General features: G+C 62.6%; 11 protein-coding genes. 8 read left to right on the top strand and 3 right to left on the bottom strand.

Annotation, left to right across the window (positions count from 1 at the left end):
- The first annotated feature begins 20 nt into the window (after positions 1-20).
- Positions 21-1,652, top strand: a complete 1,632-nt coding sequence (locus tag BM341_RS16050) for an NAD+ synthase (protein WP_089797081.1) — start codon at positions 21-23, stop codon at positions 1,650-1,652.
- 172 nt (positions 1,653-1,824) lie between these two features.
- On the opposite strand, the gene BM341_RS16045 is transcribed toward BM341_RS16050, so the two are convergent.
- Positions 1,825-2,658 carry an outer membrane protein assembly factor BamD gene (locus BM341_RS16045; RefSeq protein ID WP_089797080.1) on the bottom strand — a complete coding sequence of 278 codons (834 nt, stop codon included), beginning with the start codon at positions 2,656-2,658 and terminating at the stop codon, positions 1,825-1,827.
- Between the two features lie 170 nt (positions 2,659-2,828).
- Between BM341_RS16045 and rluD the strand changes: the two genes are divergently transcribed.
- The 3 genes from rluD (at position 2,829) to clpB (ending at position 7,286) form a co-directional block, all read left to right on the top strand.
- A complete protein-coding gene (rluD, locus tag BM341_RS16040) occupies positions 2,829-3,788 on the top strand; it encodes a 23S rRNA pseudouridine(1911/1915/1917) synthase RluD (protein ID WP_089797079.1) in 960 nt (319 codons plus the stop codon).
- Between the two features lie 10 nt (positions 3,789-3,798).
- The gene (gene pgeF / locus BM341_RS16035) at positions 3,799-4,554 is read left to right on the top strand and encodes a peptidoglycan editing factor PgeF (protein WP_089797078.1); all 756 of its coding nucleotides are present in this window, start codon (positions 3,799-3,801) and stop codon (positions 4,552-4,554) included.
- A 149-nt stretch (positions 4,555-4,703) separates the two neighbouring features.
- Complete coding sequence (clpB, locus tag BM341_RS16030; RefSeq protein WP_089797077.1) at positions 4,704-7,286, top strand: ATP-dependent chaperone ClpB; 2,583 nt, start codon at positions 4,704-4,706, stop codon at positions 7,284-7,286.
- Positions 7,287-7,401: 115 nt separating this feature from the next.
- Here clpB and treF read toward each other — a convergent pair whose 3' ends face one another.
- Positions 7,402-9,033, bottom strand: coding sequence for an alpha,alpha-trehalase TreF (treF, locus tag BM341_RS16025; protein ID WP_281246504.1), 1,632 nt, complete (start codon positions 9,031-9,033; stop codon positions 7,402-7,404).
- 528 nt (positions 9,034-9,561) lie between these two features.
- Between treF and BM341_RS16020 the strand changes: the two genes are divergently transcribed.
- On the top strand, positions 9,562-11,286 hold the full coding sequence (locus tag BM341_RS16020; protein ID WP_089797075.1) for an acetolactate synthase 3 large subunit: 1,725 nt from the start codon (positions 9,562-9,564) through the stop codon (positions 11,284-11,286).
- The gene (ilvN, locus tag BM341_RS16015) at positions 11,286-11,777 is read left to right on the top strand and encodes an acetolactate synthase small subunit (protein ID WP_089797074.1); all 492 of its coding nucleotides are present in this window, start codon (positions 11,286-11,288) and stop codon (positions 11,775-11,777) included. The genes BM341_RS16020 and ilvN overlap by 1 nt, the downstream gene beginning before the upstream one ends.
- 162 nt (positions 11,778-11,939) lie before the next feature.
- Here ilvN and ilvY read toward each other — a convergent pair whose 3' ends face one another.
- Positions 11,940-12,818 carry an HTH-type transcriptional activator IlvY gene (gene ilvY / locus BM341_RS16010; RefSeq protein ID WP_089797073.1) on the bottom strand — a complete coding sequence of 293 codons (879 nt, stop codon included), beginning with the start codon at positions 12,816-12,818 and terminating at the stop codon, positions 11,940-11,942.
- A gap of 166 nt (positions 12,819-12,984) precedes the next feature.
- On the opposite strand from ilvY, the gene ilvC reads away from it, so the two are divergent.
- Entirely contained in the window at positions 12,985-14,001 is a 1,017-nt protein-coding gene (gene ilvC, locus BM341_RS16005) for a ketol-acid reductoisomerase (RefSeq protein ID WP_089797072.1), read from the top strand.
- 195 nt (positions 14,002-14,196) lie between these two features.
- Entirely contained in the window at positions 14,197-15,084 is an 888-nt protein-coding gene (gene pssA, locus BM341_RS16000) for a CDP-diacylglycerol--serine O-phosphatidyltransferase (protein WP_089797071.1), read from the top strand.
- Positions 15,085-15,230 lie beyond the last annotated feature (146 nt).

The raw sequence follows: 15,230 nt of genomic DNA, 5'->3' as shown, positions 1-15,230 counted from the left end.
CTCGAGAGATTTCCAAGCCCATGCAAGACCTGACGCTGGTAATGGCTCAGCTGGACCCGCTGGTCGGGGATATTCCCGGCAACACAGAGACCGCTATCGAAGCGGTGCGCGAGGCGCGTATCGAGCATGGCGCCGATATCGTCGTGCTGCCCGAGCTCTTCCTGACCGGCTATCCGCCGGAGGACCTGCTGCTGCGTCCCTCGATGGAAAGCCGCCTGCGCCATGCCCGCATTCGCATGGCCGAGAAGGTGGCGCACGACGTGATGGTGATCGTCGGCTATCCCGGCCGCCGCGAAGGGCACACCTGGAACCTCGCCGGAGTGCTCTACAACGGCGAATGGCTGGGAGAATACGCCAAGCAGGCACTGCCCAACTATCAGGTCTTCGACGAGCAACGCTATTTTTCGCCCGGTACGCAGCCCCTGGTGATCGATCATCATGGGGCCCGCATCGGCATCCTGATCTGTGAGGATCTCTGGAGCGGTGCGCCGGTTACGGCGGCGAAGCAGGCCGGAGCGCAGATACTGGTCAGTCTCAATGCCTCGCCCTTCCATCAGGACAAACCCGCCGAGCGGCTGCGCTTGCTCGAGGAGCGTGCCGACGAGGTGTCGCTGCCGATGGTCTACGTCAACATGATCGGTGGGCAGGACGAACTGGTCTTCGACGGTGGTTCGGCCTGCGTGAATGCCCAGGGTGAGTTGATAGTGCAGGCGCCGCACTGGGCGGTAGGGCTGATGCCGGTGCAGTTCGTGCGCGAGGGAGATCACTGGGTGCCACAGCCCGGCGAGACCGACCCCGAGGTCGAGCCGGAGGAGAACCTCTACTGCGCGCTGGTCACCGGGCTGCGTGACTATGTCAACAAGAGCGGCTTCGACGGCGTGGTGATGGGCCTGTCCGGCGGGATCGACTCGGGGCTGTCGTTGGCCATTGCCGTGGATGCGCTGGGGCCGCAGCGGGTGCATGCGGTGATGATGCCGTACCACTACACGGCGGATATCTCCCGGCAGGACGCTGCCGAGCAGGCCAAGCTACTGGGTGTCGAGTATGAGGTCATGCCCATCGAGCCGATGGTCGAGGCCTTCATGGACACCCTGTCCGAGAGCTTCGCCGGTACCGAGCGCGATACCACCGAGGAGAACCTGCAGTCACGCTGTCGTGGTGTGCTGCTGATGGCGATCTCCAACAAAAAAGGCCTGATGGTGCTGACCACCGGCAACAAGAGCGAGATGGCGGTGGGCTACGCCACGCTTTATGGCGACATGGTGGGCGGCTACAACGCCATCAAGGATGTCTACAAGACCTGGGTGTACCGCCTGGCGCGCTGGCGCAACACCCAGTCGCCGGCGATTCCTGAGCGGGTCATCGAGCGGCCGCCTTCCGCCGAGCTGGCCCCCGATCAGCAGGATAGCGACTCGCTGCCTGACTACGACGTGCTCGATGCCATCCTAGTGAGCTATATCGAGGGCGACATGAGCGCCGAGGCCATCATCGCCGCTGGCTTCGATGACGAGGACGTCTACAAGGTGGTCAAGCTGGTCGATCGCTGCGAGTACAAGCGACGCCAGGCGCCAGTCGGCGTGCGGGTCACGCCGCGCGGGTTCGGTCGCGACCGGCGCTATCCCATCGTCAACGGCTGGCAGCCGGGAGAATAAGCTTCAAGCGCCGAGCGCCGAGCTGTTCGGTGACGGGCAGTCGTTGCCGAGACTGAAAACAGAAACCCCGCCGAGCTTTGACTGGGCGGGGTTTCTTTTTGATGCCGGATCCGAAACCGGCATCATCCTGCTCGGCGCTCGGCGCTCGGCGCTCGGCGCTCGGCGCTCGGCTTCAGACCGACAGCAAGTTGGCATCGACATGCTGTGGACGGAAGGTGCGTCCGCTGAGTCGTTCGTGGTTCGGCGTATTCTCGATCAGGACATTGAGAGTCTCGCGGGCCCGGTCGCGCATCTCGAGGCCCAGATAACCTTCTACCATCACCGCCAGGGCGTCGGAGGTGGCCTCCGAGCGGGGATAGTTCTCGACCACCCAACGCCCGCGCTCAACGGCGGCGAGATACGCGCCCTTGCGCAGGTAGAAATCGGCGACATGCAGTTCGTGGCGCGCCAGGATATTGCGCAGGTAGATGAGGCGCTGCTCGGCGTCCGGGGCGTATTCGCTGTCGGGGTAGAGGCGAATCAGCTCGCGAAAATCGTTATAGGCCTCGCGCGAAGCGCCGAGGTCGCGCTTTGAGATATCAATCACCCGCAGACGCTCCAGGCTGAAGCGGCCGGCCTGCCAGGACGCCAGGCCGCGCATGTAGAGCGCGTAGTCGGCCTGAGGGTGGCTCGGATGCAGGCGGATGAAACGGCTGGCGGCGGCGCGGGTAGCCTCCCAGTCGTCAGTCTCGTAATAGGCGTAGATCAGTTCCAGCTGGGCCTGCTCGGCGCGACTGCCGAACGGGTAGCGGGTATCCAGGGCTTCCAGCCGGGTGATGGCGGAGGTGTAGCTGCCGCGCTCCAGGGCCTCGCGGGCGTCTTCATAGAGCTCGCTTTCGGAAACGCCGGTAAACTCGTCGGGTTCTTCCTCTTCCTGTTCCTGGTTGCCATTGCTGGCACAGCCGACCAGCAGGGTGGAGGCCAGGAGCAGGGCCGCAAGGCGTGTGGGCATGGTAAAAACGCGCATCATGATCCTCTGTGTCAAGCAATTCGTGTCAATCGATTCGTGTCAAGAAAACCCGGGTGACCGTGCTAGAATCTGACGAAATTCCGCTTACTATAAAGCACCCTGCGGCAAAACGCAGTCTTCCACGGCTGCCCCTTTCTCCTACCAGCACACGGGCCTCTTTCCCTTTCATGTCCCAGACCCTGGAAGCACAGCAACGCATCCCCGACACCATGGCCGGCATGCGCCTGGACCAGGCCGCCGCCGAACTGTTCGCCGACTACTCCCGCGAGCGTCTGAAATCCTGGATCAAGTCCGGCGCGCTGACCGTCGATGCCCGTCCCGGCAAGCCCAAGGACAAGGTCTACGGTGGCGAGGCGCTTCGTCTTCAGGCCGAGATCGAAGACGATACCCGCTTCGAGGCCCAGGACATCCCGTTGACCGTGGTCTACGAGGACGAGCATGTCCTGGTGATCGACAAGCCGGCGGGACTGGTGGTGCATCCGGCCGCCGGCAATCCCGACGGCACCCTGCTCAATGCCTTGCTGCACTATGCGCCCGAGCTTGCCACTGTGCCCCGGGCGGGTATCGTGCACCGCCTAGACAAGGGCACCACGGGGCTGATGGTGGTCGCCAGGACGCTAGCCGCCCAGACGGCGTTGGTCGAGCAGCTTCAGGCGCGCACGGTGTCGCGCGAATACGACGCCGTGGCGCTGGGGACGATGACCGCTGGCGGCACGCTGGATACCCCCATCGGACGCCATCCCCGCGATCGCAAGCGCCAGGCGGTCAACGCTTCCGGCAAGCCGGCGGTGACCCACTATCGAGTGGTGGAGCGTTTTCGCGCGCACACCCATGTGCGCTGTCGTCTCGAGACCGGCCGCACCCATCAGATCCGCGTACACATGGCGCATCTGCACCACCCGCTGGTCGGCGACCCGGTTTATGGCGGCCGCCTCAAGTTGCCTGCCGGGGCCGGAGATGAACTCAAGGAAGGGCTGCGTGCCTTCCCGCGCCAGGCGCTGCATGCCCGCAAGCTGGCTTTCGTGCATCCTGCCTCCGGTGAGAGACTGATGTGTCGCGCGCCGCTGCCCGATGACATGCTGGTGCTGCTCGATATGCTCCGCGACGATCACGCGACAATGCGTTGAGGACCCCGCAATGAGTGATGCCCTGGATCTGCGCCCGACGCTTATTCTTCCCGACTGGCCGGCTCCCGAGACCGTGGGCGCCTTCGTGACTACGCGCGAGACCGGCCCCAGCCAGGATGAGTTCGCCGCCTTCAACGCGGCGGATCACGTCGGTGATAATCCCGAGCATGTGGCCCTGTGCCGCCGTCTGCTGGAAAAGGAACTTCACGATGAACGCCCGCTGCTTTGGCTGAACCAGGTCCACGGGGCGCGGGTGCACCAGCGTTATACCGACCAGCCGCCCGAGGCGGATGCCGCGGTGGCCCTCGATCGCGACTACGCCTGCGTGGTGCTCACCGCCGACTGCCTGCCGGTATTCTTCTGCGATTGGCGCGGCGAGCGGGTCGGGCTGGCCCATGCCGGTTGGCGGGGTCTGGCCGGGGGCGTGCTGGAGGCCACGGTAGGGGCACTTGCCACCCCGCCGGAGGAGCTTTACGCCTGGCTGGGCCCGGCGATCTCCAACGCCCAGTTCGAGGTTGGCCCCGAGGTACAGCGCGCCTTCGTCGGCGTGCACCCCGAGACGGTTGATGCCTTCGAGCCCAGCCCCTATCGGCTCGGGCATTTCATGGCGGATCTTTACCGCCTGGCACGCCTGCGTCTGGAACGGCTGGGTGTCTCTCATATCAGTGGCGGCCACTTCTGTACCGCCTGCGAGCCACGCTTCTACTCCCATCGCCGCGACGAAGGCCGTACGGGCAGGATGTCGAGCGTGATCTGGCTGCGTTGATCTGCGTCAAGTCTTTCCGGTTCTCCTGCGAGCTCTCCTGTCCTTCGACTTGAAAGCGACCCGAACCGACTCCATTGAGACTGTCAAGACACATACCAGGGTCAACGCGGCGCGTCCGAACGCGTCGTCACCCCGATGGAGGAATTTCGATGCGATTCGACAAGTTTACCGCCAAGTTACAGAACGCCGTGGCCGACGCCCAGTCGCTGGCCGTGGGGCGAGGCCACAACCAGCTCGAGCCAGGCCACTTGCTGCTGGCGTTGCTGGATGCACGCGATACCGGCGTCAAGGCGCTGGTAGAGCGGGCCGGAGGCGATGCCGCACGGCTGCGCGATGGCCTGGTGGGCCACCTCGACGATCTGCCCAAGGTTGCGCAATTCGACGGCGAAGTGCAGCCCTCTCGTGATCTGGTCAAGCTGTTCAACCTCACCGACCGCGAAGCCCAGAAGCGCGGCGATCAATACATCGCCAGTGAGCTGGTGTTGCTGGCGGCGCTGGAAATGGGCCATGCGGTCAGCAAGCTGTTGGAGAAGGCCGGGCTCTCCCGCAAGGCCTTGAGTACCGCCGTCGACAGCGTACGCGGCGGCGAGAAGGTCGATGATCCCAATGCCGAGGATCAGCGCGAGTCGCTGGACAAGTACACCCTGGATCTCACCGAGCGGGCGGCCAGCGGCAAGCTCGACCCGGTGATTGGCCGCGACGACGAGATTCGCCGCACCATCCAGGTGCTGCAGCGACGCACCAAGAACAACCCGGTGCTGATCGGCGAGCCCGGCGTGGGTAAGACCGCCATCGTCGAAGGGCTGGCCCAGCGTATCGTCGATGGCGAGGTGCCCGAAGGCCTCAAGGACAAGCGCGTGCTGTCGCTGGACATGGGCTCGCTGCTGGCCGGGGCCAAGTTCCGCGGCGAGTTCGAGGAGCGGCTCAAGTCGGTGCTCAAGGAGCTGGCCCAGGAAGAGGGTCGGGTGATCCTGTTCATCGATGAGCTGCATACCATGGTCGGCGCCGGCAAGGCCGAGGGCGCCATGGATGCCGGCAACATGCTCAAGCCGGCGTTGGCGCGTGGCGAGCTGCACTGCGTAGGCGCCACCACGCTCGACGAGTATCGCAAGTACATCGAGAAGGATGCCGCGCTCGAGCGGCGTTTCCAGAAGGTGCTGGTCGACGAGCCCAGCGAGGAAGATACCGTGGCGATCCTGCGTGGCCTCAAGGAGCGCTACGAGGTGCATCACGGCGTTGACATTACCGACGGCGCCATCATCGCCGCGGCCAAGCTGTCGACCCGCTATATCACCGACCGCCAGTTGCCCGACAAGGCCATCGACTTGATCGACGAGGCATCGTCGCGCATCCGCATGGAGCTCGACTCCAAACCCGAGGCAATGGATCGCCTCGACCGCCGGTTGATCCAGCTGAAGATGGAGCGCGAGCACCTCAAGAAGGAGACCGACGAGGCCTCGCGCAAGCGTCTCGAGATCCTCGAAGAGCAGATCAGCGAGCTCGAGCGTGAGTATGCCGATCTTGATGAGATCTGGCGGGCCGAGAAAGCCAGCATCCAGGGCGCGGCGCAGTTCAAGGACGAGCTCGACCGTGCCCGTATCGACCTCGAGCAGGCGCGCCGCCAGGGTGACCTCGCGCGGATGTCCGAGATTCAGTACGGCGTGATTCCGTCGCTCGAGAAGAAGATCGCCGAGAGCTCCGAGGCCGAGGCGGATACCTCCAGGCACCAACTGTTGCGCTCCAACGTCACCGAGGAGGAGATTGCCGAGGTCGTCTCGCGCTGGACGGGAATTCCCGTCTCGAAGATGCTCGAGGGCGAGCGCGACAAGCTGCTGCGCATGGAGGAGGCGCTGCACGAGCGGGTCATTGGCCAGGACGAGGCGGTGACCGCCGTGGCCAACGCTGTGCGCCGTTCGCGTGCCGGCCTGGCCGACCCCAATCGGCCCAACGGCTCCTTCCTGTTCCTTGGCCCGACCGGCGTGGGCAAGACGGAACTCTGCAAGTCGCTGGCCAATTTCCTCTTCGATACCGAGGAAGCGATGGTGCGCATCGACATGTCGGAATTCATGGAGAAGCACTCCGTGGCCCGGCTGATCGGGGCGCCCCCCGGCTATGTCGGCTATGAAGAGGGCGGCTACCTGACCGAGGCGGTGCGTCGCAAGCCCTACTCGGTGATGCTGCTCGATGAGGTCGAGAAGGCGCATCCGGATGTGTTCAACATCCTGCTGCAGGTGCTCGAGGACGGCCGGCTGACCGATGGCCAAGGCCGCACGGTGGACTTCCGCAATACCGTGATCGTCATGACTTCCAACATGGGGTCGGACATCATCCAGCGCATGGGCGGCGACGAGGCGAACTACGAGCAGATGAAAAGCGCGGTGATGGAGGTGGTGGGCAACCAATTCCGCCCCGAATTGATCAACCGCATCGACGAGGTGGTGGTGTTCCACGCCTTGGGGCAAGAGCAGATCCAGGCAATTGCCGGCATCCAGCTAGACCGTCTGCGTCAGCGGCTGGCCGAGCACGACCTGGGGCTCGAGGTCAGCGACGATGCTCTGGCGCAACTCGCCGTGGTGGGCTTCGACCCGGTGTTCGGCGCCCGACCTCTCAAGCGGGCCATCCAGAGCCGCCTCGAGAACCCGCTGGCGCAGGATCTGCTGGCCGGCAAGTTCACTGCCGGCGAAGTGATCCACGTGACTGCCGAAGACGGGCAACTGGTATTTAACAAGTAACTCGCCTGTCTTACGGTTGTCGCCTGCGCTCCCGTCTGGCCCGCCTTGCGGCGGGCCTTTTGTCTTTTCGAGTTCGGCTATTCTTCTTTCCGTTCCGGGTAGCGTGCGTCCGGGGTCAGGCAATCTCCGGGACCCAGCCATCCCGCGGGTAAAGCGTCAGTAGCTTGCGGAGCACGCCGTTGGTCCAGCCGAAGCCATCCTGAGCGGGATATTCCCCGCCACTGGCGTGCTGGTTGGTGTAGACGTCGTATTTTTCGAGCAGCTTGTTTTCCAGCGAGTAGCGTTGCAGGTTGGTGGTGACCCAGCGCTCGGCGATGGTGCGGGCCAGGTCATGTTCGACATAGTCGCGCAGTCCGCTGATTGCTATCCACTGCAGCGGTGCCCAGCCATTCGGGGCATCCCATTGCTGACCGCTTTCCTGGTTCGTCGCGGCAAGCCCGCCGGGCTGGAGCAGGTCACGCTCGAGTACCCGGGCGACCTGCTCGGCCTGGTGGGGTGTGGCGATGCCATAGTAAAGCGGGAAGACCATGGCGCCGTTGACGCTTCTGGTCGGCGTGCCTTCTGCCCAGAGATAGTCGGCAAAGTGCCCCCGCTCGCCGTCCCAGAAAATCTGCTGGATTGCCTGGTAGCGGGCCTGGGCCCGGTCACGATAGCTCTGGGCCTGTTCGGTGTTGCCATTGGACTGGTGAGCCTTAGCCAGGGTCTTCTCGAGATGGTGCAGCAGTGTGTTCAGGTCCACCGGTAGAATGTCGACCGTGCGGATGGTATGCAGCGCATTGTCGTCATCGTTGCCGTTTTCGGCCAGCCAGCGAGACGAGTAGTCCCAGCCGCTCTCGGTCGCGGCGCGCAGATTGCGCCAGACATCCATGTGCGGCCGCTGGCTTTCCGCGGCGGTGCCCATGTCTTCATGGTGGGATTCCTGGCGCGGTATGCAAAGGTCATCCCAGTAGCGATTGAGCAGCGTGCCATCGTCGAGCCTGACCAGCCGGCGATGGGCCTGGCCGCGTGGCAGGGTATCTTCACCATCCATCCAGTAGGCATATTCCTTTTCCAGTTCGGGCAGAAAGCGCCGATAGGCGTCGCGATCGTGCCGCTCGGCCAGGCGTTGAACCATGCTCGAGAACATCGGTGGCTGCGAGCGCGTCAGGTAATAGGTGCGGTTGCCATTGGGCACGTGGCCGTATTCACGAATCAGATGGGCGAGGTTGTGTACCAGGTTGCAGGCCAGGTCATGACGGTTGCTTTCCTCGAGCCCGAGCATGATGAAATACGAGTCCCAGTAATAGATTTCGTCGAAACGACCGCCGGGGATCAGGTAGGGATAGCGCAGGTGCAAGCGCGATGTCAGTGGCGGTGCATCCGGCTGGGGATGGCGCGTCAGCACCGTCCATAGCGTATCGATATGGGCTTCGATATCGCAGCCAGAAGCGGCACGATAAGCCTCGCCGGGCGGTACTTCCGACTGGAAATAAGCGTCGACGAAGGCATGCAGCGCGGCATCGTCGAAGTTTGGCTGATCCTTGAGCCGGGTATATTCGCTGAGAATGGTTTCGGGCAATTCCCGCGGCACCAGGTCCACGAAGATCTTGCTGTCGGGATAGATGTGGCGTTCCTGAATGGCATGGAACAGCTCGCCCCACAGCAGGTTGGGCGGCAACGTGACATGCGCCACGAGAGGAGCCATGAGATTTGCCTGTGGCTTGACGCACGCTTTTTCATCCAGGGCGAACCCGGGAGCACACGCCATGCCGACATGGGGCGCTTCCAGCGCCTGGGGTGTCCCTGTGTTGTGCATCGCACCCTGCATCGCGTACCTCTGTCTGGGATTGATCTAGGTTAAGTTATTATGAAGACCTTCCCCGCCGTCTATCAAGCGCACGGCACCTGATCTACCGGTCAGACACGATAAAAGCGCGTTTATACGCCGGCTGCATGGATTCGCAGTTGACACTGGGTAGATGCTATTGGAATCTTGTGCGTTCCTGATTGTGGACGCGGCTCTTGCGGGCGATCCCCGACCGCCGCGTGAAGGGTAGGTGTGAGACCTCTACCCGCCTTAGACGGACTTCCGGGCGCGGGCTGACCGCCTGGCCTGGCCCAACCCCCGACGCGGCGATCCGTCGCGATGAAGAGTGCAGGCCCCAACCGGGCCGAAAAACTGCCAGGGTTTGGCATCAGGTGCCGGTGTATCCGGCAGCGACATACCGTCGCACTCGTCTCCGTGCTTCCTGCTGGAACACGGATCGCACTCGAGACCTTCTGGGGAGAAATATACGTGGAATTGCTTTCCGGCGCGGACATGATTGCCCGCTTCCTTCAAGATGAGGGCGTCGAATACATCTATGGCTATCCCGGCGGGGCGGCGCTGCACATCTACGATGCGCTGTTTCGGCAGGACAAGGTCAAGCATATTCTGGTGCGCCACGAACAGGCCGCGACACACGCCGCCGACGGCTATGCCCGGGCGTCGGGCAAGCCCGGCACGGTACTGGTCACCTCGGGCCCCGGTGCCACCAACGCCGTCACCGGTATCGCCACCGCCTACATGGACTCGATCCCCATGGTGGTGCTGTGCGGCCAGGTAATGAGCCACTTGATCGGTGACGACGCTTTCCAGGAAACCGACATCATCGGCGTGACCCGGCCGATCGTGAAACACAGTTTCGCGATCCGCCATCCCTCCGAGATTCCGGAGGTTCTCAAGAAGGCCTACCACCTGGCGGCGACCGGCCGGCCCGGCCCGGTGGTAGTGGACATTCCCAAGGACATGACCGCGCCCACCGAGCGCTACGAGTACGTCTACCCGAAAAAGGTCAAGATGCGCTCGTACAACCCGGTCACCCGTGGCCACACCGGCCAGATCAAGAAGGCCGTGGAGCTGATGCTCAAGGCCAAGCGGCCGGTGTTCTATACCGGCGGCGGCGTGGTCACCGGCCGGGCCAGCGAAGGGCTGACTGATCTGGTCAAGCGGCTGGGCTACCCGATCACCACCACCCTGATGGGGATCGGCGCGTATCCGCAGAGCGATCGCCAGTGCCTGGGGTGGCTCGGCATGCACGGCTCCTATGAATCGAACATGGCCATGCACCACGCCGACCTGATCATCGCCATCGGCGCGCGCTTCGACGACCGCGTGACCAACAATACCTCCAAGTTCTGTCCCACGGCCAAGATCATCCATGTCGACATCGACCCCAGCTCGGTGTCCAAGACCGTGCGCGCCGACGTGCCCATCGTCGGGCCGGCGGCCAGCGTGATCGACGAGATGATCAGCCTTATCCAGGGCAAGGAGATCGCTAACCCGGAAGGGCTCGCCGAGTGGTGGCAGAAGATCGACGGCTGGCGCGAGGAGCGTGTCGGCAAACTCTACGAGCCTTCCCAGGCCGGGGAGAAGATCAAGCCCCAGGAAGTGATAGAAGCGCTGTGTCGGGTGACCCGCGGCGAGGCCTACGTGACCACCGACGTGGGCCAGCACCAGATGTTCGCGGCCCAGTACTACAAGTTCGACAAGCCCAATCGCTTCATTACCTCGGGGGGACTCGGGACCATGGGCTTCGGTTTCCCGGCGGCCATGGGCATCAAGCAGAACTTCCCCGACGAGGAAGTCATCTGCGTGACCGGTGAGGGCAGCTTTCAGATGATGATGCAGGAGCTGTCGACCATCAAGCAGTTCGGCGGCGGCGTGAAGATCGTCAATATCAACAACGCCTCGCTGGGCATGGTGCGTCAGTGGCAGGACCTCAACTACAAGTCGCGCCATGCGCACTCCTATATGGAGTCGCTGCCCGACTTCCAGAAATTGATCGAGGCGTATGGCTTCACCGCGCTGCGGGTGGAAACACTCGAGGAGCTCGAGCCGGCACTGGAGAAAACCTTTGCCGATACGCACGAGCTAGTGTTCCTCGACGTCATCGTCGACCCGCACGAGCACGTCTATCCGATGCATGTGCCGCTGGGCGCCATGCGTGACATGCTGCTTTCCAAGACGGAGCGGACCTGATGCGCCATATCATCTCGATCCTGGTGGAAAACGAACCGGGTGCCCTGTCTCGCGTGGTGGGACTGTTCTCACAGCGCAACTTCAACATCGAAACGCTGAACGTGGCGCCCACCGACGACCCTAGCCTGTCAAGATTGACCGTGACCACCGTGGGTGACGACCGGGTGATCGAACAGATCACCAAGCATCTCAACAAGCTGATCGATGTGGTCAAGCTGGTGGATCTCACCGAGGGCAATCACATCGAGCGCGAGCTGATGCTGATCAAGGTCAAGGCGCTTGGGGCGGCTCGCGACGAGGTCAAGCGCACTGTAGATATCTTCCGCGCGCAGATCGTCGATGTCTCGCCGAGCCTCTATACCGTGCAGATCACCGGCGATGCCGGCAAGCTCGACGCCTTCCTGCAGGCCATGGCGCCGGTGGGTATTCTCGAGGTGGCGCGCACCGGGGTGTCGGGCATTGCCCGCGGCGACAAGGTGCTGTCGCTCTGATTGCCCACTACGCTCGATAGCCTGTCCTCGACAGCCAAGCCGCTCTTCGGGGCGGCTTTTTTGTGGCCGTGGCCCCTGCGATTTCATCTCGCACACCCATCACTTCCCCACCCACCCACCCACGCGCGCGTTTTACACTTTCGCCCAAAGCGCGCCCTCTATTTATACCTCCGCCCAAAGCGCACGGATGAGCGGGCTCTTCAGGCGTCGCTTGGCCACGCAAAGCCCTACATCGTAGTGGGGCAGCTCCGGCTTGACCGGCAGGATCGACACCCGGTCGCGCAGCGGACTGTTGTCGAGCACGATCCGCGGCACCACGCCGACCCCGAAGCCCAGGCCCACCATGCTGACGATGGCCTCGTTGCCGGCCACCTGGGCGTAGATCTGGGGAGTGACGCCGAGCGCCTTGAACCAGGTGTCGCTGTGCTCCCGGGCCAGGCCGGACTCGGAAAGAATCATCGGTACGCCTTTCCACTGGTCGGCACTGGGCGTTTCCGGGGCGCTGGGCATCCAGGCCGTGTCTTCACGGGGCGCGATGAATACCAGCGGCGAGGTGGTCATCGGCTTGAAGGCAAGGCCGTTGGGTAGCGTGCGCGGCCGTGGCGTGATCGCCATGTCCTCCTCACCGGCCAGCACTCGGCCTACCGATTCGGCCGGGTCGCCGGTGTGCAACTTGAGCTCGATGCGCGGATGACGCAGTCGGAACTCGCTGAGCAAGGCGTAAAGGAAGCTGTAGCTGGCCGTCACCGAACAGTAGATGCTGATCTCGCCGGCCAGCTCGCGGGCCTCGCTCATCAACGAATGGCGAATGGCTTCCCATTGCTCAAGCGCATCGCGGGCGTAGTGCTGAAACAGTTCTCCCTGTCGCGTTAGCGCCACATGACGGTTGTCACGCTCGAATAACGGTGCACCAAGACTCTCTTCGAGGTGTCGAATCGAGCGCGACAGCGTCGAGGGGCTGACATGGCAGGCATCGCTGGCGCGACCAAAATGCAGCATGTCAGCCAGCGCCAGAAAATGGAGAAGAGGGCGCATATCCATATGGTGCATTTCACTATCTGCATTATGACATTGCAAATATAGCGTTTTACGCAACGCTATGCCTGGCTTAAGGTATCCCTCGTTTCATTGAGCCCATGCCGTGAAAGAACGCATGGGTGGCTAGCCACGCCGACTTCTCTTTCCGTTTACTTACAAGGAGCACGACATGCGCGTCTATTACGATAAGGATTGCGACCTCTCCCTCATTCAGGGCAAGAAAGTCACCATCGTGGGTTATGGTTCGCAGGGCCACGCCCATGCCAACAACCTCAAGGAGTCCGGCGTCGACGTTACCGTCGCGCTGCGCAAGGGGTCGTCATCTGCGGCCAAAGCCGAGACCGCTGGCCTTAAGGTCGCCTCGGTGGAAGAGGCCTCCAAGACCGCCGATGTGGTCATCATGCTGGCCCCGGACGAGAATCAGAAGGCGATCTACGAGCAGCAGGTCGAACCGAACCTGCCACAGGGCGCGACCCTGGCCTTCGCTCATGGTTTCAATATCCATTACAACCAGGTCGTGCCGCGCCAGGACTTGGACGTCATCATGATCGCGCCCAAGGCACCGGGTCATACCGTACGCTCCGAATTCGTGCGCGGCGGCGGCGTCCCCGACCTGATCGCGATTCATCAGGACGCCTCGGGCAGCGCCAAGGAGCTCGCACTCTCCTACGCCGCGGCCATTGGCGGCGGGCGTAGCGGTATCATCGAGACGACGTTCCAGGACGAGACCGAGACCGACCTCTTCGGTGAGCAGGCCGTACTGTGTGGCGGCGCCGTGGAGCTGGTCAAGGCCGGCTTCGAGACGCTCACCGAAGCGGGCTACGCCCCGGAGATGGCCTACTTCGAGTGTCTGCACGAGCTCAAGCTCATCGTCGACCTGATGTACGAGGGCGGTATCGCCAACATGAACTACTCCATCTCCAATAACGCGGAGTATGGCGAGTACGTGACTGGCCCCGAGGTGATCAACGAGCAGTCCCGCGAGGCGATGCGCCATGCCCTCAAGCGCATCCAGACCGGTGAATACGCCAAGATGTTCATCAACGAAGGCAACACCAACTATCCATCGATGCATGCGCGTCGTCGCCTGAATGCTGAATCCGAAATCGAGCAGGTCGGTGCCAAACTGCGTGGCATGATGCCGTGGATCGCCGCTAACCAACTGGTCGACAAGAGCAAGAACTGATCCGTTCGATTCAGTTTTGGCTAGTCGAACCGCTGAGCTAAATGGCCAGTTGGGCTAAAGGGCTAGTGAGGTGCAGAAGAGGGCGCGGATTTCCGCGCCCTCCTTGCGTTTGGCCTTCGCCAGGCGTTGGAGTCGGTGGGCTGAGGGCTGTGTGTGTAGAATGGGGGAATCAACAAGCGGCAACGGAAATGACAGATGACCCAGCAGCCGAACGACGGCCAACACGAGACTCTCCGCCAGGACGCCGAGCTGGACTCGGCCGACAACGACAAGAGCATTCACGACGACGAAGACATGGCAGCGGCCTTTCTGCGCGAGACGGAAGTGATTGAAGAGTCCATGGAGGACGGCAAGAGAGTCCGGCGCAAGGGGATTTTCCTGTTGCCCAACCTCTTTACCACCTCGGCACTGTTCGCTGGCTTCTTTGCAGTGGTGGCCGGTATCAATGGCGATTTCACAGCGGCGGCGGTGGCGATATTCATTGCCATGCTGCTCGATGGCCTGGATGGTCGTGTGGCGCGGATGACCAATACCCAGAGTGCCTTTGGTGCTGAGTATGACAGCTTGGCCGATATGATTTCTTTCGGCATGGCTCCCGCACTGGTCGCTTTCACCTGGATTCTGCAGGACATCGGCAAGACCGGGTGGGTGGTGGCGTTTCTTTACGTTGCCTGCGCAGCACTGCGCCTGGCGCGCTTCAATGTGCAGATAGGCAGTATCGACAAGAAGTGGTTTATTGGCCTGCCCAGCCCATCCGCTGCGGCCTTGGTGGCTGCGTGTGTCTGGACATTCCACAGCTTTGATGCCGACGCCTTCGCGTTCAAGCTGCTGATGCTGTTTATCGTTGGAGCTGCCGGCCTCCTGATGGTCAGCAATATTCGTTACTACAGCTTCAAGGATCTGGATCTCAAGGGGCCAGTGCCTTTCGTGGTACTGCTGGCGATCGTGCTCGGTTTTGTTGTAATTTCCATCGAGCCGTCAGTGATGCTTCTGCTGCTGTTCAGTGCCTATGTGATATCTGGCCCTGTGTTGGCGTTGATGCGCAAGGCGAAGCCTGCCAAGGGCGGTAGCGAAGCTGTTTGAACTTTTTCTTCGTCCAGGTCTTGTGCCCGCGGTCGGGAGGTCGTAGGATACGCATCCGCTGCCAGGGACGGGGAACGTTTCCGGCGGTGGGGTTGGAGGAAGTGGTTGTTTTTCCTGGCAGTTAGCGGCGATCAGTACGAACGATC

The organism is Halomonas korlensis (assembly GCF_900116705.1).
In the GTDB taxonomy this organism is placed as follows: domain Bacteria; phylum Pseudomonadota; class Gammaproteobacteria; order Pseudomonadales; family Halomonadaceae; genus Halomonas; species Halomonas korlensis.
The sequence above is the reverse complement of the archived record's forward strand: the minus strand, read 5'-3'. Positions and strand labels throughout refer to the sequence as shown.

Coding starts and splice junctions, on each gene's coding strand:
- BM341_RS16050 (WP_089797081.1), top strand. CDS start 21: ATGCAAGACCTGACGCTGGTAATGGCTCAGCTGGACCCGCTGGTCGGG.
- BM341_RS16045 (WP_089797080.1), bottom strand. CDS start 2,658: ATGCGCGTTTTTACCATGCCCACACGCCTTGCGGCCCTGCTCCTGGCC.
- rluD (WP_089797079.1), top strand. CDS start 2,829: ATGTCCCAGACCCTGGAAGCACAGCAACGCATCCCCGACACCATGGCC.
- pgeF (WP_089797078.1), top strand. CDS start 3,799: ATGAGTGATGCCCTGGATCTGCGCCCGACGCTTATTCTTCCCGACTGG.
- clpB (WP_089797077.1), top strand. CDS start 4,704: ATGCGATTCGACAAGTTTACCGCCAAGTTACAGAACGCCGTGGCCGAC.
- treF (WP_281246504.1), bottom strand. CDS start 9,033: ATGGCGTGTGCTCCCGGGTTCGCCCTGGATGAAAAAGCGTGCGTCAAG.
- ilvN (WP_089797074.1), top strand. CDS start 11,286: ATGCGCCATATCATCTCGATCCTGGTGGAAAACGAACCGGGTGCCCTG.
- ilvY (WP_089797073.1), bottom strand. CDS start 12,818: ATGGATATGCGCCCTCTTCTCCATTTTCTGGCGCTGGCTGACATGCTG.
- ilvC (WP_089797072.1), top strand. CDS start 12,985: ATGCGCGTCTATTACGATAAGGATTGCGACCTCTCCCTCATTCAGGGC.
- pssA (WP_089797071.1), top strand. CDS start 14,197: ATGACCCAGCAGCCGAACGACGGCCAACACGAGACTCTCCGCCAGGAC.